The sequence below is a fragment of the Streptomyces genisteinicus genome (assembly GCF_014489615.1).
Taxonomy (GTDB): domain Bacteria; phylum Actinomycetota; class Actinomycetes; order Streptomycetales; family Streptomycetaceae; genus Streptomyces; species Streptomyces genisteinicus.
The window spans coordinates 1,988,384-2,009,452 of the sequence record NZ_CP060825.1 but is presented as its reverse complement, the minus strand read 5'-3'; the positions used below and the strand labels follow the sequence as shown (position 1 = coordinate 2,009,452).

Here is a 21,069-nt window from a genome sequence, read left to right as displayed (position 1 = left end):
CCGCGCGGCCCCGCGTCACGATCGGCCCGCGTCACCGCTGGGCCGCGGACGCCTCTCCCGCGCCGTCCCCCGGCGCCTCCTCGGCCGCCGCCGCGGCGGCCTCCTGCTGCGCGCGCCGGCGCTTGGCGTCCTCGTCGGTGAGCGCGTCGTAGGTGATCAGCTTCGGCAGCGTCGCCGCCAGCAGACCGACCGACACCACGCACACCAGGCCGCCGGACCAGATCGCCGGCCGGGTGCCCGTCCAGCCGGCCATGGCGCCGGCGCGGACCTGGCCCAGCTGCGGGCCGACGCTGTACGAGAGCACCTCGATGCCGGCCAGCCGCCCCCGCAGCTCCTCGGGGATCGTCTGGTTCCAGATCGTCGAGCGGCCGAGCCCGCTCAGCATGTCGCCCGCCCCGGCGAAGGCCAGGCACACCAGGACCAGCCACACGTTGGAGAACCAGCCCGCGGCGAAGATCGCCAGACCCCAGCCCGCGGCGCCGAACACCACGAACAGGCCGTGCCGCCGCACCCGCGACGTCCAGCCGCTGGTCAGGCTGAGGACGACCGAACCGACCGACCCGGCCGCGTACATGAGGCCCAGTGACCACTCGGCGTCCAGGTCGTCGGCGAGGAACGGGAAGATGGTGTTGGGGAAGGCGAAGAGCATCGCCGCCAGGTCGATCGCGTAGGTGCCCAGCAGCACCGGCCGGCTCCACGCGTACCGGGCGCCCTCCGCGATGCCGCGCAGCGACGGCTTGTCCGCCCCCTTGGCCGGCGGCGCGGGCGACAGGCGCAGACACAGCACCACGGAGACGGCGAATCCGGCGATGGTGATCCCGTACGCCGTCGCGTGTCCCGCGTACGCCACCACCACACCGGCCAGCGCGGGACCGGCGATGGCGCCGACCTGCCACCGGAGCGCGTTGAGCGCGGCGGCCGCGGTCAGCTGGTCGTGCGGCACGATCCGGGCCATCAGCGAGTCCAGCGCGGGGCGCTGGAGACCGGCGAGCGCCGAGACGCCCGCCGCGACCACGTACAGCGGCCAGAGCATGGGCTCCGGCAGCATCGCGTTCACCAGCAGGATCAGGGCGAGCAGGCCCAGCCCGGCCTCCGTGCCGAGGATCATCCTGCGGCGGTCGACGGCGTCGGCGAGCGCACCGCCGTAGAGGCCGAAGACGATCAGCGGCACGAGCTCGACGGCGCCCATCGCGCCGACGGCGAGCGGGGAGCCGGTCATCTCCTTGATCTGGAGCGGCAGCGCGATCATCGCCATGAAGCTGGCGAAGTAGGTGACCAGCCCCTGCACCCACAGCAACCGGAAGTCGGGGGAGGAACGCCATGGCGAGAGATCGGGCAGCACGGCGGAGAGCTTTGATGTCACGGAAGGCCATGCTCGGCCCCGACGGTCGTCCGAGGCAACTGAATTTGGCCAAGATCACAGGTCGGGGAGGTTTCCCGGGGTCCGGATGACCGGTCGGGGAGGTTTTCCGGGCCCCGGATCACCGGTCGGGGACCGTCTTCCGGCCGGCCGGCCCGCCGCGCGGCGCGGCGGCGCCGTTTCCCCGGCCGCCGCGCCGACCTGATTCCGACGGAGTCCGCCGGATCCCGCCGGAGATCGCCGAACCCCTCGGGAGCGGCCCGACCCGCCAGTAAGGTCGGGCCATGACTTCCACTGAGAACACGGGACCCGCCGCCAAGGCCCCGGCCAAGGACCCCTGGGACCTCCCCGACGTGTCGGACCTCGTCGTCGGGGTGCTGGGCGGCACCGGTGACCAGGGCCGGGGGCTCGCCTACCGGCTGGCCAAGGCCGGCCAGAAGGTGATCATCGGCTCGCGGGCCGCGGACCGCGCCGAGACCGCCGCAGCGGAGCTGGGCCTCGGTGTCGAGGGCGCCGACAACGCCGAGTGCGCCCGGCGCAGCGACGTCGTGATCGTGGCCGTGCCGTGGGACGGCCACGCCAAGACCCTGGAGACGCTCCAGAAGGAGCTCGCCGGGAAGATCGTCGTCGACTGCGTCAACCCGCTGGGCTTCGACAAGAAGGGCGCGTACGCGCTGAAGCCCGAGGAGGGCAGCGCCGCCGAGCAGGCCGCCGCCCTGCTGCCGGACTCGCGGGTCACCGCGGCCTTCCACCACCTGTCGGCCGTGCTGCTCCAGGACCCGTCGATCGACGAGATCGACACCGATGTGATGGTCCTCGGCGAATCCCGCGCGGACACCGACGTCGTGCAGGCCCTGGCCTCCCGCATCCCCGGCATGCGGGGCGTCTTCGCCGGCCGGCTGCGCAACGCCCACCAGGTCGAGTCGCTCGTCGCCAACCTGATCTCGGTGAACCGCCGGTACAAGGCGCACGCCGGACTGCGCGTCACCGACGTGTAAGGGCCCTCCCGCGATCCCCGGAGCGGCCCGCGGTGGGACGCGGGCCGTACCGCCGGCCGCCGCGCCGGGCGGGGGGCGCGGGGGCCGCGGCACGGCATGGGGGACACTGGGGGCGCGCCTCCCCGCGTACGCGGGAGGCGCCCCGAGCAGGACCCGCAGCACGACCCATCCGCAGGACCCGACAGGAGCCGTACCCCATGCCCCGCCTCGCTCTCTACTCCCTCGTCGTCTGCGTCCTCGCCGTCGTCGCGGCCGTGGTCTCCTTCACCCAGGGCATGTGGCTGGGGATCGTGTGGGTGCTGCTCGCCGGTGTGTCGTCGAACATGGCCTGGTACTACCACCGCCGCGCGAAGGCCGGACAGCAGGCCGCGGACGGACCGGCCGCAGCCGCGCGCTAGCCTCCGCCGGATCAGGGGACCTGGCACCAGTCGCCGGTGCCCCGCCAGAACATGAAGAGGTCCCGGCCGCACCAGATCTCCGCCTCGCGGACGCCGAACGCGTCCATCACCGCGTAGACCCCGTCGAAGAAGACGCCGTTCACCGCCGGGAGCCACAGCACCACGAAGACCGCGAGCAGCCCGAAGGGCGCGAACGGCTCCACCCGCCGCCGCAGCGAGTGCGACAGCCACGGCTCGACCACCCCGTAGCCGTCCAGGCCCGGCACCGGCAGCAGGTTCAGGACCGCCGCCGTGACCTGGAGCATCGCGAGGAACGCCAGGGCGAACCGGAACGGCCACGGCACCCCGTCCAGCGCGCCCAGCCAGAACGGCGCCGTGCACGCCACGGCGAAGAGCACGTTGGTCAGCGGACCGGCGGCCGAGATCAGGCTGTGCCGCCAGCGGCCCCGGATGCGGTGCCGTTCGATGAAGACGGCGCCGCCCGGCAGACCGATCCCTCCCATGATCACGAAGACCACCGGCAGCACGATGCTGAGCAGCGCGTGCGTGTACTTCAGGGGATTCAGCGTCAGATAGCCCTTGGCGCCGATCGAGACGTCGCCGCCGTGCAGGGCCGTCCGGGCGTGCGCGTACTCGTGGAGGCAGAGCGAGACGATCCACGCGCCGACCACGAAGAGGAAGACGGCGAGACCGGTGAGCGTCGCGAAACCGGTCCACACGGCCCAGCCGGACACCGCCGTCACGGCCACGATGCCGAGGAAGACGGGACTGATCCGTCGGTCGCCGTGACGCCGGGCGGCAGTGGTCATGGGCGCGTCTCCTGAACGGTGCCGGGTGGGTGCGGGCCGGGCCCGGCGGCGCGGGGGACGGACCGCGGAGGTGACACGGGGAGAACGAGCCCGCCCCCGCGCCGGTTCCTGCCGCCGCCCCGGTGCCGCTCCTGACGTCTGCCCCGACCGCGCCGTCGGGAACAATGGGGCGCGTGCGTTTCAGTCTCCTCGGCACCACCCGGGCCCTGACCGACGACGGCGTTCCCGTCGCCCTCGGCGGCGCCCGGCTGCGCGCCCTGCTGACGGTCCTCGCCGAGCGTGCGGGACGCACCGTCCCCGTGACCGTGCTGGTCGACGAGGTGTGGGCCGGTGACCCGCCCGCCGACGCCCCCGCCGCGGTGCAGGCGCTCGTCGGCCGCCTGCGGAGGGCCCTCGGGCGCGCGGCCGTCGCCTCGGACGAGGGCGGCTACCGGCTCGTCGCCGACGCGGACGACGTGGACCTCCACCGGTTCGAGCGGCTCACCGCACAGGGCGTCCGGGCACTCGCGGAAGGCCGCGCCGCCGACGCGGCGGCCCTCCTCGACGAGGCCCTGGCGCTGTGGCACGGTCCCGTCCTGGCCGACCTGCCGGACCGTGCGGCCGCCGAGGCCCGCTGGGAGTCGCGCCGCCTGGACGCACGCCGGGCCCGGATCGGCGCGGCGCTCCGCCTCGGACGGGCGGAGGAGGTCCTGCCGGAGCTGACCGCTCTGTGCGGGGCGCACCCGCTGGACGAGCCCCTGCACGTCCTGCGGATCCGCGCCCTGCGCGACACCGGCCGGGGCGCGCAGGCCCTGGTCGCCTACGAGGAGGTGCGGCGCACCCTCGCCGACCGGCTCGGCGCCGACCCGGGACCGGAGCTCGCCGCGCTGCACACGGCCCTGCTCCGGCCGGCGGCCCCCGCACGCCCCGCCCCGGGAGTGCGGCAGGCGGCGGACCCGGGGGGCGCGCCCGCGCCCGCCGGTCCCGACCGGGCGCCCCCGTCCGCGCCGGGGACCACCCCGGCTGCGGGGCCGCCCGAGGCCGTCGGCCCGGACGGCTCGGGGACGGCACGGCCCGCCGCCCCCGGCGGCGCGTCCGCGGCCCCCCTCGCCACCCCGACGACGCCCGCGCCCGCCGGCGGTGCGGCTCCGGCGGCCCCGTACGCCCCGGGGGAGCGCCCGCACCCGGAGGCAGCGGCGCCGGGGACGGGACCGCACCCGGGCCCGTCCGCCCCTGCCCACCCGGAGACCGCCGGAGCCCCGCCCGCCCCGCGGGCGCACGGCCCGGGGGCGCACGACTCCGGGACCCGGGCACCGGAGGCTGCCGCTCCGCGAGGCAATCTGCGGGCCCGGCTGACGAGTTTCGTGGGGCGGGAGCCCGAGGTGCGGGCCCTCACCGAGGATCTGGCGGGCGCCCGCCTGGTGACGCTCCTCGGACCGGGCGGGGCAGGCAAGACACGCCTGTCCCAGGAGGCCGCCGACGCCCTCGCCGACCGCTGGCCGGACGGGGTCTGGCTCGCCGAACTCGCCCCGGTGCGCGACCCGTCCGCCGTCCCCGAGGCGGTGCTCACCGCGGTCGGCGGGCGCGAGACGGTGCTGCGGGCGGGCGGCGCGGAGGAACTGCGGGCCGCCGACCGGCACGGCGACGACGCCGCGACCCGGCTGGCCGAGCACTGCGCCCGCCGCCGGATGCTGCTGCTCCTCGACAACTGCGAGCACGTCGTGGACGCGGCCGCGACCCTGGCGCAGCGGCTGCTGGAGGAGTGCCCCGGGCTGACCGTGCTGGCGACCAGCCGTGAACCACTGGGCGTCCCGGGGGAGTCGCTGCGCCCGGTGGACCCGCTGCCCGGCCCGATGGCGGTCCGCCTCTTCGCCGAACGCGGCGCCTCCGTACGGCCCGGCTTCCGCGCCGACGCCGACGAGGAGACGGCGTCCGCGGTCGCCGAGATCTGCCGCCGGCTGGACGGCATGCCCCTGGCGATCGAACTCGCGGCGGCCCGGCTGCGCATGATGACGCCGCGCCAGATCGCGGACCGTCTCGACGACCGGTTCCGGCTGCTCACCACCGGCAGCCGCACCGTCCTGCCGCGGCAGCAGACCCTGCGCGCGGTCGTCGACTGGTCCTGGGACCTGCTCGCCGACGACGAACGCGCCGTCCTGCGCCGCCTGTCGGTCTTCGCCGGAGGCTGCGACCTGGAGGCGGCGGAGTCCGTCTGCGCCGGTCCCGCCGCACCGCCCGGCCGCCCCGCCGGGGGCCGCCCGGCCCCGAACCGGTCCGGCCCGCTTCCGGAACCGGACGGTGCCCCGGACCCGCTCCCGGGACCGGACGGCGCCCGCAACCAGAGCCTGCACCAGAGCCCGCACCAGAGCCAGAGCCCGCATCAGAGCCAGAGCCGGACCCCGCTCCCGGACAGCGCACGGGACGGCGCGCCGGAGAGCGCCGCCGGTGCGCTGCGGGCGGCGGACGTCGCCGGGGCCGTCGGGGCGCTGGTCGACAAGTCCCTCGTGGTCGCCGAGCCCGCGGACGACGGGCGGATGCGGTACCGGCTGCTGGAGACGGTGGCCGAGTACGCCGGGGAACGGCTCGACGAGGCAGGGGAGCGCGCCGGGGCCGAGTGGCGGCACCTCGTGCACTACCGCGAGCTGGCCCGCACCACCGACCCGCTGCTGCGCGGACGCGGTCAGCAGGCCGCCCTCGGCACGCTGCGGCGCGAGTACGAGAACCTGCGCGCCGCCGTCCGCCGGGCCGTCGCCCGCGGCGCGGAGGAGGAGGCGCTCTGCCTGGTCATCTCCCTGTCCTGGTACTGGCAGATGCGCGATCTGCGGTCGGACGCCCGCCAGTGGACGGGCTGGGTCGCCGCCCTGCACGAGGACCCGTTCGCGCCCCCGCTGCGGCCCCTGCCCCCGCTGACCGCCCGCTGCACCGACGAACCGCCGCCCCTCGCGCCGGAGATGCTGGCCGAGGCCAGACGCCAGGTGGCGCTGATCCGGATGGTCAGCATGGACTACGGGTCCGACGACTGGACCGCCCCCGACAAGCACGAGTGGCTGGAACGGGTCGTCACGGTGTACGACCCCTCCCTGCCGCAGGCGTGCCGCTTCCCGGCCTCGCTCTGGTTCTACGCCGTGCTGCTGACCGGTGACGGCGAACGGGTCGGCCACATCCTGAACGAGAGCGTGCGCACCGCCGAGGCGGCCGGCCACCCCTGGGACCTCGCGGTCACCCTCCAGCAGCGCGCCAACCTCCTCGCCAACCGCGCCCAGTGGGCGGGGGACGCGCTCCGGGACGCCGACCGCAGCCTGGAGATCTTCGAGCGGCTCGGGGACGCCTGGGGCATCGCCGAGGCGCTGTCGTCGCGGGCCGAGGCGCACGAGCGCCGGGGCGACTTCGAACGGGCCGCGGCGGACTGCCGGGCGGCGATCACCCATGCGCGCCGCGTCGGCGTCGGCGGCCAGGTGGACCTGCTGCGCGCCCGGCTCGCCAACACGCTCGCCGAGAGCGGGCACACGGCCGAGGCCGAGGCGATCCTGCGGGACGTCGTCACCGGCGGCGGCGAGGCGGCGCACGAGGCACTGCCCGCCGCCCGTCTCTTCCTCGCGGTGCTGCTCGGCCGCACCGGACGGACCGGCGAGTGCCGGGAGCAGCTCCGGCTGCTGAGCAAGGACCTGAACGGGGAGACGCTGGTCCTCTTCCAGGCCATGGTCACCGGCATGGTGGCCTGGCTGGACCTCCGGGACGGCATGGCCGCCGAGGCGCTCGCCGGGGCGCGGACGGCGCTCGTGACCGCGATGGAGCCGCTGTCGATGACCATCGCCCCGCAACTGCCGGCGATGCACGTGCTCACCGCGGCCGGCGCGCTGATCGCCCTCGACGCGGACGCGGCGCGCCGGGGCGCGCTGCTGGTCGGCGCGCACGCCGGTCTGCTGCCGCCCGGCCATGTCGCCACCGTCACGGAACGCGAGGACCTGCGGCGGACCGAGGACGCCGCCCGCGCCCGGCTCGGCGACGCCTTCGACCCCCTGTACGCGGAGGGCGCCGGCCTCACCCTGGAGGAGGCCGCCGCCCTCGTGCACGCCCCGTAGCCCCGGGCCCGTAGCCGCCGGGCACCGGCCGTCGCTGCCCCGGCCCGGGCCCCGGAGCCGGGCCACCGCTGCCGTGCGGGCCGGTGCCGTGTCCGTCCGGTGCCGAGCCCGTTCTGCGCCGTGTCCGTCCGGCCCGCGCCGGTCAGGTCTTGTTGCGGAAGCGCCGGACCGCCAGCGGCGCCGTGACCAGGGTGATGCCCACCGCCCAGGCCAGGGTCGTCCAGACCGAGTGGGCCGCGGGTCCGCCGCTCACCAGCGCGCGGGCCGCGTCGGCGAGGTTCGACAGCGGGTTGTAGTCGGTGAAGGTCTCCAGCCAGCCCGGCATCGACTCGGTGGGCGCGAAGATCGACGAGCCGAACTGCAGGGGCATCAGCACGAGCATGGCCACTCCCTGGACGGCCTGGGCGGTCTTCATGGTCAGACCGAGCAGGATGAAGATCCACATCAGTGAGGCGCCGAACACCACGGACAGGCCGACGGCCGCGAGCAGCCCGAGGACGGAGGTCTCGACCTGCATGCCGAGCAGGAAGCCCATGGCCAGCAGGATCGTGATCGCGATCAGCATCCGGCCGGTCTCGACGACGATCTTGGCGATCAGCACCGACGAGCGGGCGATGGGCATGGTCCGGAACCGGTCCATCACGCCCTTGCGGAAGTCGTCGTTGATGCCGGTGCCGACGGCCATGGCGATGTTCATGCCCATCATGGCCATCAGCCCGGGGACCAGGTAGCCGACGTAGGCGTCCTGGTTGCCCTTGCCGGAGATCGCGCCACCGAAGACGTAGACGAAGAGCAGGGTGAAGACGATCGGCATCAGCAGGACGTCGAACATCGACTCGGGGTCCTGCTTGATCTGGAGCGCGTTGCGCCGGGCGAGCGCGCCGATGTGCCGCAGGTTGGCCCGCAGGCCGATGCGTCCCTCGGAGGCGGGGACGGCGGCGGTGACAGGGACGGTGGACGCTGCCGCGCTCATGCCGCGACCTCCTCGGGGATCGTGCCGCCGGCGGCGGGGGCGGCGGGCGTGGTGCGCCCGCCGGTGACGGCGAGGAAGACCTCGTCCAGGCTGGGCAGATGGGTGGCGATGTGGGCGATGGCGAAGCCGCGGCCGGCGAGCAGGGCCACCACCGAGGTGAGCTGCTCGTCGGTGAGGATCGGCACGTGCAGCCGGCCCTCGTCGGGCACCGCCTGCACGCCGCCGACGCCGTCGAGCCCGGCCTCGGTCACCGCCCGCACCATGGCGGGCAGATGGGCCGGGTCGCCGGGCCTGATCACCAGGGTCCGGCCGCCGACGGTGGACTTCAGCTCCTCGACGGTGCCGCCGGCGATGACCCGCCCGCGGTCGATGACGGTGAGCTCGTCGGCCAGCTGCTCCGCCTCCTCCATGTACTGGGTGGTGAGCAGCACGGTCGCGCCCTCGGCCACCATGCGCCGCACCTCGTCCCAGACCTCGCCCCGGGTGCGCGGGTCGAGTCCGGTGGTGGGCTCGTCCAGGTAGAGCACCGCGGGCCGGCCGATCATGGAGGCGGCCAGGTCGAGCCGGCGCCGCATGCCACCGGAGTACTGCGCGGCCGGGCGCTTCGCGGCCTCGGTGAGCGAGAAGCGCTCCAGCAGTTCGTCGGCGCGGACGCGGGCGTCCTTGCGGGACAGGTCCAGCAGCCGCCCGATCATGTAGAGGTTCTCCCGGCCGGAGAGCTTCTCGTCGACGGAGGCGTACTGGCCGGTGAGCCCGATCCGGCGGCGGAGCTGCCGGGGCTGTCGCACCACGTCGCAGCCGGCGACGACGGCGTGCCCGGCGTCGGGGACGATCAGCGTGGAGAGGCAGCGGACGAGGGTGGTCTTCCCGGCGCCGTTGGGCCCGAGGACACCGAGCACGGTGCCCTCGCGGACGTCGAGGTCCACGCCGTCCAGCGCCTTCGTGTCGCCGAACGTCTTCACGAGGCCCCGGACCTCGACGGCGTGCTTGTCGATGCGTGTCATGCCGACGACGATGCCGGGGCCCGCCGACATACCGCCGACAGACCTCCGACAGGCCGCCGACGGACTCCCGACGGGGCCGCCGGCAGACCGTCGGGAGTCCGTCGGTGGACTCCCGGCGGGCCGCCGGCGTGCCGTGGACGGGACCTCGCCGGCCCTCTTCGGCCGGCCTCCCCGGCGTACCGTGGAAGACGGACTCGGGAGCGTCCTCACGGAGCCAGGAGGCGGTTCCCATGGCGGGAATCGTGAGCAGGAATTTCGACGCGGCGGACGAGACCCGCCCCTTCGAGGACGGCAAGGGGAGGCTCGACCTCCTCCACACCGACCACGGCCCGGTCGGCAGGGCCGTCTTCGAACCGGGCTGGCGCTGGTCCTCCCACGTCAAGCCCATCGCGGGCACCGACAGCTGCACGGCGGCGCACGTCGGCTATCTCGCCAGCGGCCGGATGAAGATCGTCATGGACGACGGCGAGAGCGCCGAGGTGGGCCCCGGCGACTTCATCTCGATCGCCCCCGGGCACGACGCGTGGACCCTCGGCGACGAGGCGTGCGTGGTGCTCGACTGGGCCGGCTTCGGCGACTACGCCAAGCGGTAGCGGTAGCGGCAGCGTCCGGCCCGGCACGGCCCGGCACAGGCGACAGCCCGCCGACGGGGGACGATCGGCGGGCTGTCGTGGTGCCGGAGATGGTCAGTGGAAGGTGTGCTCCTCGGCGGGGAACGCGCCGCCCGCGACGTCCTCGGCGAACGCCTTCGCGGCGTCTGTGAGACTCTGGCGCAGGTTCGCGTAACTCTTGCTGAAGCGCGGCACCTTGCCGCCCGTCAGACCCGCCATGTCGGTCCACACCAGGACCTGGGCGTCCGTGTGCGGGCCGGCGCCGATGCCGATGGTGGGGATGTGCAGGGAGCGGGTGACCTCGGCCGCGACCTCGGCCGGCACGAGTTCCAGCACGACGGCGAACGCGCCCGCGTCCTGCGCGGCCTTGGCGTCGCGCAGCAGCCGGTGGGCCGCCTCGTCGCCGCGGCCCTGGACGCGGTAGCCCATGGTGTTCACCGACTGGGGGGTCAGGCCCAGGTGGGAGACGACCGGGATGCCCGACTCGACGATGAGCTCGGTCTGGGCGAGCGAGCGCTCGCCGCCCTCCAGCTTCACCGCGCCGACGCCCGCCTCCTTCACCAGCCGGGTGGCGTTGCGCAGCGCCTGGACCGGGCCCTCCTGGTACGAGCCGAAGGGCAGGTCGCCGACGATCAGGGCGCGCCGGGTGCCGCGTACGACCGCGGCGGACAGGAAGGTCATCTCGTCCATCGTCACGGGGACGGTGGTCTCGTAGCCGAGGTGGCAGTTGCCCGCGGAGTCGCCGACGAGCATGACCGGGATGCCGGCCTCGTCGAAGACGGACGCGGTCATCGCGTCGTACGCGGTGAGCATGGCCCACTTCTCGCCGCGCTCCTTGGCGCGGGCGATGTCGTGGACGGAGATGCGGCGGTTGCGGGCGGCCCCGTACAGCGACGTGGTGCTGTCGGCGGGAGGCGCGGCGGCGTTCGTGTTCTTCGCAGCCTGAAGCGTCATGGCTGATCGGCTCCTCGTTCGTCATCTCGAGGCGCCCTGACGGCGTCCCCGGACCGACTCCATGGTGGCACTTCGTGCCGCCCCGGCGGAAGGGGGCTTGCCGCGGTGCCGCGGCGCCGCGGGCGACAGCGCAGGTGGGAGCGGTACGGGCGGTCCCCGTCAGGCCCCGGTGCGACGCACCGGGGCCCTGGAATGTGCGCGTTTCGTCACAGGGGCCGCCCCTGCCCCACGGGCAGGAACCCCGCGCGCCCACCCTTCGTCATCGCACCAGTACGGCCGTCGCCGGGCGCACGGCGCACGACGGGGCGGCCACCGGTCTTCGCCCCCGGTGCGCGAGGGATCTAGGGTCCTGTCAGGGCCCGGCGCCCGAGCCCCGGACCGGGGACGGCGGACCGGGACGACGGCACGGCAGTGAGCACGGCAGTGAGGACGGCTTCATGGTGCAGGCGTACACGACGGAGACGGACGACGGCGTGGCGGACCCGCGGCCGTCCGGCTCCCGGCTGCGGGGCCTGCTCGACCGGTGGCGCGGCGACCGGGGCATCTGGCGCCGGGGCCTGCTGCTGGCGCTGTTCGCCGTGGTGATCGCCCTCACGATGATCCTGCACGCGCAGATCCCCAACCGGATCGGCAACCTCGGCAGCCTCATCGAGACGTTCCTGCCGTGGATCGGGGTGTTCGTGCCGCTGATCCTGGTGGGGGCGCTGGTGCGCCGGTCCGCCACCGCGCTCATCGCGGTGCTGCTGCCGCTGGTCGTCTGGCTCAACCTCTTCGGCGGGCTGCTGACCGGCAAGTCCGCCGCGACCGGCGGCGACCTGACCGTCGCCTCCCACAATGTGAACGCCGGCAACCCGGACCCGGCCGGCACCGCGCGCGAGGTGGCCGCCTCGGGCGCCGACGTCGTCGCGCTCCAGGAACTGCCCGCGGGCCAGGTCGGCACCTACGAGAAGGCGCTGGCGGCGACCTACCCGCACCACGTGGTCGAGGGCACCGTCGGCCTGTGGAGCAGGTACCCGATCACCGGCGAGGCCCCGGTGGACATCCGGCTCGGCTGGGTCCGCGCGCTGCGCGCGACGGTCATGGTGCCCGGCAAGCCGGTGGAGGTGTACGTGGCGCACCTGCCGTCGGTGCGCGTCAAGCTGAACGCGGGCTTCACGGCCGGCCAGCGCGACGCGAGCGCCGACGCCCTGGGCGAGGCCATCGCACGGTCGCGGCACGAGCGGATCGTGCTCCTCGGCGACCTCAACGGCACCATGAACGACCGCTCGCTCAACGCCGTGACCTCGCAGATGCGGTCCACCCAGGGCGCGGCGGGCGACGGCATGGGCTTCAGCTGGCCGGCGTCGTTCCCGATGGCGCGGATCGACCAGATCATGGTCCGCGGTGTCGAGCCGGTCTCCTCGTGGACGCTGCCGCGCACCGACAGCGACCACCTCCCGGTGGCGGCGCGCGTCACGCTCTGACCGGTGGCGGCGCGCGTCACGCTCTGACCGGTGGCGGCGCGCGTTACGCTCTGACCGGTGGCGGCGCGCGTCACGCTCGGCGCGGGGGCGCGGGGTCCTCCTGGCAGCCCGGGGCCCGGGAGAAGGGTGTGACCTCCGTCGCACCGCGTTCCCGCAACCCCGTGTTCACCGGCGGGAACGAATCCCCTGGGAGAATTTGTTCCGGAAGAGAACTTATGGTGGGTTCCCGCACGGGAAACCCGCCCGTCCGCCCGGAACCCCCTCGGAAAGGTCCCCGCTCCATGCCCACGGCGCTCCTCGCCCTCGCACTCTCCGCCTTCGGCATCGGAACCACCGAATTCGTGATGATGGGCCTCCTCCCCGAGGTCGCCGGGGACCTGGGCACCTCCGTCCCCACCGCCGGGCACCTGGTGTCCGCCTACGCCCTCGGCGTCGTCGTCGGCGCCCCGCTGCTCACCGCCTTCGGCTCCCGTGTCCCGCGCAAGCGGATGCTGCTGCTCCTGATGGCCCTGTTCACCGTCGGCAACCTCGCCTCCGCCCTCGCGCCCGGCTTCGGCACCCTGCTCGCGGGCCGGGTCCTCGCCGGACTGCCGCACGGCGCCTTCTTCGGCGTGGGCGCCGTCGTCGCCGCCCGGCTGGTCGCCGAGAACCGGCAGGCCAGGGCCGTGGCCACGATGTTCCTCGGCCTCACCGTCGCCAACATCGTCGGCGTGCCCGCCGCCACCGCCCTCGGCCAGCACCTCGGCTGGCGCGCCACCTTCCTCGTGGTCACGGCGATCGGCCTGGTCTCGATGGCCGCCCTCGCCCGGCTGATCCCGGCCGGCGAGCCGGAGACCCACCGGGGCATCGGCCGCGAGATCCGGGCACTGGGCCACCGGCAGGTCCTGCTGGGGCTGCTCACCGCCGTCTTCGGCTTCGCCGGGGTCTTCGCCGTCTACTCGTACCTCGCCTCCATGACCACCGAGGCGATGGGCTTCGGCGAGTCCACGGTGACCCTGGTCCTCGCCCTGTTCGGCATCGGCATGACGCTGGGCGCACTCGCCGCGGGGCCGCTCACCGACCGGGCGCTGCGGCCGACCCTCTACGGCTCCCTCGCCGCGCTCGCCCTGGTGCTCACCGCGTTCCCCTTCGCCGTGCGGATCCCGTGGCTCGCGCTGGTGACCGTGGTCGTCCTCGGCGCGGTCGGCTTCATGACGACGACCCCGCTCCAGATGCTGGTCATGCGCAAGGCGCAGGACGCCCCGACCCTCGCGTCCGCCTCCAACCACTCGGCGTTCAACCTCGCCAACGCCGGCGGGGCCTGGCTCGGCGGCACGGCCATCGCGGCCGGCTGGGGCTGGACCTCGCCCGCCTTCGTCGGCGCGGGCCTCACCGTCGTGGGCCTGGCCGTCGCCGCCGTCGCCGGACTGCTCGACCGCGGCCGGACGGCGAAGGGGGCCTCCCGCCTCGTGGCGGGAAGCCCCCTGGGCGCGGAGCGGCCGGTCAGCCCGTCGTCTCGCGCCAGCGGTTCGTGATCGGCAGCCGCCGGTCCTTGCCGAACCCCTTCGCCGAGATCTTGGTGCCCGGCGGGTACTGGCGCCGCTTGTACTCCGCCGTGTCCACCATCCGCAGCGTCTTCGCGACCAGCTCCTCGTCGAAGCCGGCCGCCACGATGGCGTCCTTGCCCTGGTCCCGGTCGACGTACAGCTCCAGGATCCGGTCGAGCACGTCGTAGTCCGGCAGCGAGTCGGTGTCCACCTGGCCGGGGCGCAGCTCGGCGCTGGGCGGCTTGCTGATCGACGCCTCGGGGATCGGCGGGGTCTGTCCCCGTTCCCCGGCGGCCCGGTTCCGCCACTTCGCGAGGCGGAACACGGTCGTCTTGTAGACGTCCTTGATCGGTCCGTACGCGCCGACCGAGTCGCCGTACAGGGTCGAGTACCCCACCGCCAGCTCGGACTTGTTGCCGGGCGCGAGGACGATGTGGCCCTCCTGGTTGGAGACCGCCATCAGCATCGTGCCGCGCAGCCGCGACTGGAGGTTCTCCTCCGCCAGCCCGGTCAGGCCCAGCGAGCCCATGTACGCGTCGAACATCGGCTCGATCGGCACGGTGCGGAAGTTGAGCCCGGTGCGGCGGGCCAGCTCGGCGGCGTCGCCCTTGGAGTGGTCCGAGCTGTACTTGGACGGCATGGAGATGCCGTACACGTTCCGCGCGCCCAGCGCGTCGCAGGCGATGGCGGCGACGAGCGCGGAGTCGATGCCGCCGGAGAGACCGACCAGCACCGAGCGGAAGCCGTTCTTCGCAGCGTAGGCCCGCAGACCCACCACCAGCGCCGTGTACACCTCCTCGTCGTCGTCGAGCCGGTCGGCGTAGCCGCCCGTCAGCTCCGCCTCGTACGCCGGCAGCGGCTCCTCGGAGAGCACCACGCGGTCGATGCGCAGCCCGTCGTCCACCACGCCGGTGACCGGCTCGGCCGCGGCGGCGGGGAGCTCCAGGTCGAGCACCACACTGCCCTCGGCGAACTGCGGGGCACGCGCGACGACCTCGCCGTCGGAGCCCACCACGATCGAGTCGCCGTCGAAGACGAGCTCGTCCTGGCCGCCGATCATCGCCAGGTAGGCCGTCGTGCAGCCGGCCTCCTGCGCCCGCTTGCGCACCAGCTCCAGGCGGGTGTCGTCCTTCTCCCGCTCGTACGGGGAGGCGTTGATCGACACCAGCAGCCCGGCCCCGGCGCTGCGGGCCGCCGGGACGCGTCCGCCGTCCTGCCACAGGTCCTCGCAGATCGCGAGCGCCACGTCCACGCCGTGGACGCGGATCACCGGGAGGGTGTCGCCGGGGACGAAGTAGCGGAACTCGTCGAACACGCCGTAGTTCGGCAGGTGGTGCTTGGCGAAGGTGAGCACCACCTCACCGCCGTGCAGCACGGCCGCGGCGTTGCGGGGCGAGCCGGCGGGCTGGCCGTAGCGGACGCTTCCGCTCTCCGAACGGTCCAGGTAGCCGACGATCACCGGCAGCCCGCCCAGGCCCTCGTCCGCGAGACGCGCGGCCAGCGCGCGCAGCGCGGAACGGGAGGCCTCGACGAAGGACGACCGCAGGGCCAGGTCCTCGACGGGGTAGCCGGTCAGCACCATCTCGGGGAACGCGACCAGGTGCGCTCCCTGTTCGGCGGAGTGCCGGGTCCAGTGCACGATCGCCTCGGAGTTGCCGGCGAGGTCGCCGACGGTCGAGTCGATCTGATTCAGGGCGAGACGTAGTTGAGGCACGCCGCCCAGTGTAATCGTCTTTCTGACGCGATGTCCCTGTGATCTGCGGTACGGTCCACCGCGCAGCGTGCGGCGGACCGTACCGCGGGGCGGACCGGCCTACCGGGGGCCGCTCGCCGCGTACACGCGCTCCGCCCACTCGGCGATCTGCGGCTCGCTCAGGTGCTGCGCGAGGTCCGCCTCGCTGATCATGCCGACGAGGCGCTTGTCCTCGATCACCGGCAGTCTGCGGATCTGGTGGCCCTGCATCTCGCGCAGCACGTCGCCGACGTCCGCCCCGGCGTCGATCCAGCGCGGGGTGCCCTGCGCCATCTCGCCCGCGGTCACCTGCGACGGGTCGTGCCCCATGGCCACGCAGCCGACGACGATGTCGCGGTCGGTGAGGATGCCGCACAGGCGCTCGTCGGCGTCGGCGATCGGCAGGGCGCCGACGTTCAGCTCGCGCATCAGCTGCGCGGCCCGGTCGAGGGTCTCGTGGGCGGGGATCCACTGGGCCCCCGGGTGCATGATGTCCTTGGCCGTCGTCATGAGGTGTGCCTCCTGGATGCCGTAGGCCCCGAGCCATGCCATTGTCGTTGGGCCGTTCGGCGTACGCGACCGGGGACGACGGGCCCGCCCTCGCCCCCCACCGGCACCTGGCCCGGGCGCGCGCGGAACTCCGCGCCTGTGCACCGGTCCCGCGGCCCCGCCTGCCGCCTGCCGGGAGTCCGCGCCCGAACGCCGGCGCCGCGGCCGGCGCCCGGACTTCCGCACCCCGGGGCCCCCACCGGCAGGCCGCCCGGCCCGGACGTCCGCCGCCCTGGTCATCGGGCCCGGGGCCCGTGCCCGGAGCCACGCGTACCACCCGGCCCCGGGCCGTCCGCCCGGACGTCCGCGACCGGGCCGCCCGGCCGAGGCCCCCGGCACTGCGCGCCCCGCCCCGGCCTCCGGCCCCGCACGCCGACGGCCCGCCCCGCGGTGCGGGACGGGCCGTCGTACCGGGCGGTCCGGGGTCAGATCCTCGGCTGGGCGCCGCGCTTCTTCAGCAGGCCGACCATCAGCTCGACCTCCGAGCGCTGGGCGTCCACCATGCCCTGGGCGAGCGAGCGCTCCGTGCCGACCTCGCAGAGCCGCACACAGCCCTCGGCCATCGCCACGCCGCCGTTGTGGTGGGTGATCATCAGCTGGAGGTAGTAGATCTCGGCCTCCTCGCCGCTCAGCCCCGCGAGCTTCGCCATCTCGGCCTTGGTCGCCATCCCCGGCATCAGCGGGGCGTCGCCGGCGTCACCGGCGTCGTGTGCGGACCCGTGGCCGGCGTGACCGGACGTGTCGCCGTCCCCGTGCATCCAGGTCATCGGCTCGGTGCCGGCCTCGACCTTCGGCAGGCCCCACAGGTCGAGCCAGCCCAGCATCATGCCGCGCTGGTTCGCCTGGGTGTTGGCGATGTCGTAGGCCAGCCTGCGGACCTCCTCGTCGTCGGTCCCGTCGCGGACGAGGAACGACATCTCGACGGCCTGCTGGTGGTGGACCGACATGTCCCGGGCGAAGCCCGCGTCCGCCGAGGCGGCGGACGGGGTGTCCGCGGCCGGCGGGCTCCCGCCCGCCGAGGCCACGGTGGCGGCCCCCGCGAACAGCAGCGCGAGCACGACGGCGGTGATCGCCGCCCAGTGGGTGCGGGTCATGCCCGTCACTTGCCGCTCAGCCCGCCGGTGCAGGCGGCGCCGGGCTCCGGCGTCTGCGGGCCCTGCACGTACTTGGTGAAGAACTGGTTCACCCGCGGGTCGTCGGCGGAGTCGACCGTGACCTGCTTGCCCCAGGCGCTGAGCATGATCGCGCCCTTCTGGTCCTTGTAGGGGCTCATCAGGGTGAACGGGGTCTCCTTGACCTTCTCCCCGAGCTTCTTGACGTCGGCCTCGGCGGCCTTGTCGGTGTAGGTCACCCAGACCGCGCCGTGCTCCAGGGAGTGGACCGCGTTCACGTCCGGTATCGCCTCGGTGTAGACGTCGCCGTCGCAGTTCATCCACACCTGGTTGTGGTCGCCGCCGACCGGGGGCTTCATCTCGTAGGTCACCGCGGTGTCCACGTGGTTGCGGCCCAGCTTCTTCGCGTCCCAGGTCTGCTCGCCCGTGACGGGCGCCTTCGCCGCGGCCGCCTCCTTGTCCTGCTCGTCCGACTTCTTGTTCAGGACGAACGCGCCGAAGCCGACGAGGGCGGCGACGACGACGGCGCTGACACTGATGGTGATGACGCGGTTGCGGCGCTCACGGGCCTGCTCGGCCTTGCGCATCTGCTCTACGCGGGCCCGGCGCTCGTTGGTCGTGTTGCGGGAAGCCATGGTGGGGTCGTCCTTCGTGAGGATGGGGGATCTGCGGTGTGCGTCTGTACGTGTGCCGGGTGGCGTGCGGGCCGTGTCACGTCCGCAGCACTTGAAGGACGTGCAGATCGGGCGCCCGGGGCTGCGCCGCCGATCGCCGGGGGCCGCCGGGCACGGCGGGCGGCACGGTGTACGGCGGCTCGGCGGCGGCCCGGAGCGGGGCGTCGAGCGGCGGCGCCGTGAGCACGGCCGGGCTCAGCACGGGCATCAGACCGCAGTCGCCCCGGTCGTAGGGGCAGCCGAAGGCGGGCGTCCGGTCGTGTCCGGGGGCGGCGGAGAACACGCCGCGGCCCTCGCCGGCCGGGTGGTGCGCGGGCGCGGGGCCGGTCCCGAGGCAGAGGAAGACCGCGCCGACGAGCGTCGCCACGGCACTCACCAGAGCCGTGGGACGCACACGGTGCGCGACGCGGACCCCCCGCGAACCCCTCATGGCCCGAGATCGTAGTGGGCGGGGCGAAGGGCCGGGAGGGCTGGTCCGTACCGGTGACAGGTCCCGTCGCCCGGCCATTCGGACAAGCGGGTACGAAGCGCCCGGGCGCGTCGCCTCCGGGCCGCGGGGCGGGGCTCCGCCGCGGGCCGCCGGCGCGCGTTCGGCGGCGTTCCGGTGCGCGCCGCGCGGCCGGGAACGGGCGGGGGTTCCGCCGCGTCGCGCGGCGGAACCCCGGTCCGTCGTGCCGCTGTCGCGGCGGCGGGTCACACCGGCTGGGACTCCGGCCGCGGCTCCCGCTCGCCGTCCGGGGCGGGCCCGGCTCCGGCCCGGACTCCGGCTGCCGGGCCGCCCGCGGGGCCGCCGCCCGCCGTGAACAGCCGTCCCGGCCACCAGAACCACCGTCCGAGGTCCAGTGCGAGTGCCGGCACCAGGACCGTGCGGACGAGGAAGGTGTCGAGCAGCACCCCGATGCCCACCACCACCCCCAGCTGGGCCATCGGGACGAGCGGCAGCGCCGCGAACACGGCGAAGGTCGCCGCGAGCACCACGCCCGCGCTGGTGATCACACCCCCGGTGGTGGTCAGGCCCTCCAGCACCCCCCGCGCGAGTCCGAGGCGCTGCGACTCCTCCCGCACCCGGTGCATCAGGAAGATGTTGTAGTCGATGCCGAGGGCCACCAGGAACACGAACCCCATGAGCGGGATCGACCAGTCCGTGCCGCCGAAGCCGAGGACGTGCGCGAAGAGGAGATGGGACGCGCCGAGGGCCGCGGCGAAGGAGAACACGACGGTGGCGAGGAGCAGGAGCGGTGCGACGACCGCCCGCAGCAGACCCACCAGCACCAGCAGCACCACCACCAGCACGACCGGGACGACCGTGCGCAGATCCCGGCCCGTGGCCCGCTGGGAATCCAGGGACTGCGCCGTGCTGCCGCCGACCAGGGCCTCGGCCCCCTCGACGGCATGGGCCGCGGTGCGCAGCGCCTCCACGGTCTTCCTGGCGGCGTCCGAGTCGGGGGCGTCGGCGAGCACCACCCGGAGGGTGGCGAGGCGGCCGTCGCGGCTGCGTTCGCCGGCGTCGACGCGCGCCACGCCCTCGACGCCGGCCAGCGCCGCGGTGACGGCGGCGGTCCGGGACGCGTTCGTGACCACGGTGGCAGGGTCGGACGAACCGGAGGGGTAGTGCGCCGAGAGGCGCTCCTGGGCGACGACCGACTCGGGTGCGTCCCGGAACTTCTCGGCCTGGGAGAGGCCGAGCGAGATCCCGGACGCGCTGAGCGCCAGCACGCCGGTGACCGCGAGCGACATCAGCCACGACCACCGCGGACGGCGGGCGACGGCAGCGCCGATGCGCGCCCAGACGCCTGCCTTCGCGCGGACCGGGGCGCCGAGACGCGGCACGAACGGCCAGAAGACCCATCGGCCCGCGATCACCAGCAGGGCGGGCAGCACGGTGACCATCGCCAGGAACCCGCACACCACACCGATCGCGCCGACCAGACCGAGGGAGCGCGAGGAGTTGACGTCGGCGAGCGAGAGGCAGGCCAGGCCGATCGCGATCGTGCCGGCGGAGGCGAGGACGGCCGGGCCCGAGCGGCGCAGCGCCAGCCGCATCGCCGTGTGCCGGTCCTCGTGGCGCTGCAGCTCCTCGCGGTAGCGGGCGATGAGCAGCAGGGCGTAGTCGGTGCCGACGCCGAAGACGAGGACCATCAGGATGCCGGCGCTCTGCGGGTCCACCGGCAGTCCGGCGTGCTTCGCCAGCAGGTAGGTGGCGACCTGGGTGAGGACGGCGGCGAAGCCGACGGCGATCAGCGGGAAGAGCCAGAGCACGGGGCTGCGGTAGGTGATCAGCAGCAGCACGGCGACGACCAGCGCGGTGGCGAGCATCAGGGTCGAGTCGAGCGAGCCGAAGACGGCGACCTGGTCCATCAGGGAGCCGGCCGGGCCGCCGACCGCGACGTCGAGGCCGGGCGGTGCGTTGGCGGCGGCGGTGTCGCGGATCGCCTCGACCCGGTTGCCGAGGTCGTCGCCCAGCGGCACGACCACCATCAGCGCCCTGCCGTCGTCGGACGGCAGCACCGGGGGCATCTCCTGCCCCGTGGCCACGTGCGCGGCGAAGGCGCGCCGGTCCGCCTCGGCCTTGGCCAGGGCCTGCGGCCCGAGGGCGGTGTCCCCGCTGTAGACGGCGACGACGGGCATGACCTCGTCGGTGCGGAACCTCTCCAGCGCGGTGTTGACCAGGGCCGACTCGGCCCCGCGCGGCAGGAAGGCGTTCGGGCCGGTGTCCTCGACCTCGCCGAGCTTGCCGGCGAGCGGGCCGAGGGCGACGGCCAGGATCACCCAGCCGGCCAGCACCAGCCATTTCGTACGCCGTCCGCCCGGCGCCGACGCCAGGCGCTTGATCAGCGCTTTCATG

At 74.6% G+C, this 21,069-nt stretch carries 17 protein-coding genes; 6 read left to right on the top strand and 11 right to left on the bottom strand.

Features of this window, described 5'->3' with window-relative positions; translation table 11 throughout:
- Nucleotides 1–31: 31 nt before the first annotated feature.
- Nucleotides 32–1,363, bottom strand: coding sequence for an MFS transporter (locus IAG43_RS08775; RefSeq protein ID WP_187740195.1), 1,332 nt, complete (start codon nt 1,361–1,363; stop codon nt 32–34).
- 281 nt (nt 1,364–1,644) lie between these two features.
- On the opposite strand from IAG43_RS08775, the gene npdG reads away from it, so the two are divergent.
- Nucleotides 1,645–2,358 carry an NADPH-dependent F420 reductase gene (npdG, locus tag IAG43_RS08770; RefSeq protein WP_187740194.1) on the top strand — a complete coding sequence of 238 codons (714 nt, stop codon included), beginning with the start codon at nt 1,645–1,647 and terminating at the stop codon, nt 2,356–2,358.
- A 197-nt stretch (nt 2,359–2,555) separates the two neighbouring features.
- Nucleotides 2,556–2,756, top strand: a complete 201-nt coding sequence (locus tag IAG43_RS08765) for a hypothetical protein (protein WP_187740193.1) — start codon at nt 2,556–2,558, stop codon at nt 2,754–2,756.
- Between the two features lie 11 nt (nt 2,757–2,767).
- Here the strand turns inward: IAG43_RS08765 and IAG43_RS08760 are convergent, their stop codons facing one another.
- Nucleotides 2,768–3,565, bottom strand: a complete 798-nt coding sequence (locus IAG43_RS08760; protein ID WP_187740192.1) for a site-2 protease family protein — start codon at nt 3,563–3,565, stop codon at nt 2,768–2,770.
- A gap of 164 nt (nt 3,566–3,729) precedes the next feature.
- Here IAG43_RS08760 and IAG43_RS08755 point away from each other — a divergent pair, with 164 nt between their 5' ends.
- Nucleotides 3,730–7,626, top strand: coding sequence for an AfsR/SARP family transcriptional regulator (locus tag IAG43_RS08755; RefSeq protein ID WP_187740191.1), 3,897 nt, complete (start codon nt 3,730–3,732; stop codon nt 7,624–7,626).
- 142 nt (nt 7,627–7,768) lie between these two features.
- On the opposite strand, the gene IAG43_RS08750 is transcribed toward IAG43_RS08755, so the two are convergent.
- Together IAG43_RS08750 and IAG43_RS08745 are read right to left on the bottom strand one after the other, a co-directional pair.
- Nucleotides 7,769–8,599 (bottom strand): ABC transporter permease, encoded by an 831-nt coding sequence (locus tag IAG43_RS08750; protein ID WP_187740190.1) that lies wholly within the window; start codon nt 8,597–8,599, stop codon nt 7,769–7,771.
- Nucleotides 8,596–9,603 (bottom strand): ATP-binding cassette domain-containing protein, encoded by a 1,008-nt coding sequence (locus IAG43_RS08745; protein WP_187740189.1) that lies wholly within the window; start codon nt 9,601–9,603, stop codon nt 8,596–8,598. Before IAG43_RS08745 ends, IAG43_RS08750 begins: the two co-directional genes overlap by 4 nt.
- 230 nt (nt 9,604–9,833) lie before the next feature.
- On the opposite strand from IAG43_RS08745, the gene IAG43_RS08740 reads away from it, so the two are divergent.
- A complete protein-coding gene (locus IAG43_RS08740; RefSeq protein WP_187740188.1) occupies nt 9,834–10,196 on the top strand; it encodes a cupin domain-containing protein in 363 nt (120 codons plus the stop codon).
- Nucleotides 10,197–10,289: 93 nt separating this feature from the next.
- On the opposite strand, the gene panB is transcribed toward IAG43_RS08740, so the two are convergent.
- On the bottom strand, nt 10,290–11,168 hold the full coding sequence (gene panB, locus IAG43_RS08735; RefSeq protein ID WP_187740187.1) for a 3-methyl-2-oxobutanoate hydroxymethyltransferase: 879 nt from the start codon (nt 11,166–11,168) through the stop codon (nt 10,290–10,292).
- Nucleotides 11,169–11,605: 437 nt separating this feature from the next.
- Here panB and IAG43_RS08730 point away from each other — a divergent pair, with 437 nt between their 5' ends.
- Complete coding sequence (locus tag IAG43_RS08730; protein WP_187740186.1) at nt 11,606–12,631, top strand: endonuclease/exonuclease/phosphatase family protein; 1,026 nt, start codon at nt 11,606–11,608, stop codon at nt 12,629–12,631.
- Nucleotides 12,632–12,912: 281 nt separating this feature from the next.
- Entirely contained in the window at nt 12,913–14,145 is a 1,233-nt protein-coding gene (locus tag IAG43_RS08725; RefSeq protein WP_187740185.1) for an MFS transporter, read from the top strand.
- On the opposite strand, the gene IAG43_RS08720 is transcribed toward IAG43_RS08725, so the two are convergent.
- From IAG43_RS08720 to IAG43_RS08695, 6 genes are all read right to left on the bottom strand, one after another.
- The gene (locus IAG43_RS08720; RefSeq protein ID WP_187740184.1) at nt 14,114–15,871 is read right to left on the bottom strand and encodes an NAD+ synthase; all 1,758 of its coding nucleotides are present in this window, start codon (nt 15,869–15,871) and stop codon (nt 14,114–14,116) included. The two genes, IAG43_RS08725 and IAG43_RS08720, sit on opposite strands and share 32 nt — an antisense overlap.
- A gap of 99 nt (nt 15,872–15,970) precedes the next feature.
- The gene (locus IAG43_RS08715) at nt 15,971–16,399 is read right to left on the bottom strand and encodes a CBS domain-containing protein (protein ID WP_187740183.1); all 429 of its coding nucleotides are present in this window, start codon (nt 16,397–16,399) and stop codon (nt 15,971–15,973) included.
- 464 nt (nt 16,400–16,863) lie between these two features.
- Complete coding sequence (locus tag IAG43_RS08710) at nt 16,864–17,532, bottom strand: DUF305 domain-containing protein (RefSeq protein WP_187740182.1); 669 nt, start codon at nt 17,530–17,532, stop codon at nt 16,864–16,866.
- 5 nt (nt 17,533–17,537) lie between these two features.
- Entirely contained in the window at nt 17,538–18,185 is a 648-nt protein-coding gene (locus IAG43_RS08705; RefSeq protein WP_187740181.1) for a thioredoxin-like domain-containing protein, read from the bottom strand.
- A 76-nt stretch (nt 18,186–18,261) separates the two neighbouring features.
- The gene (locus IAG43_RS08700; protein WP_187740180.1) at nt 18,262–18,654 is read right to left on the bottom strand and encodes a hypothetical protein; all 393 of its coding nucleotides are present in this window, start codon (nt 18,652–18,654) and stop codon (nt 18,262–18,264) included.
- A gap of 263 nt (nt 18,655–18,917) precedes the next feature.
- A complete protein-coding gene (locus tag IAG43_RS08695) occupies nt 18,918–21,068 on the bottom strand; it encodes an MMPL family transporter (protein ID WP_187740179.1) in 2,151 nt (716 codons plus the stop codon).
- Nucleotide 21,069: the final 1 nt, after the last annotated feature.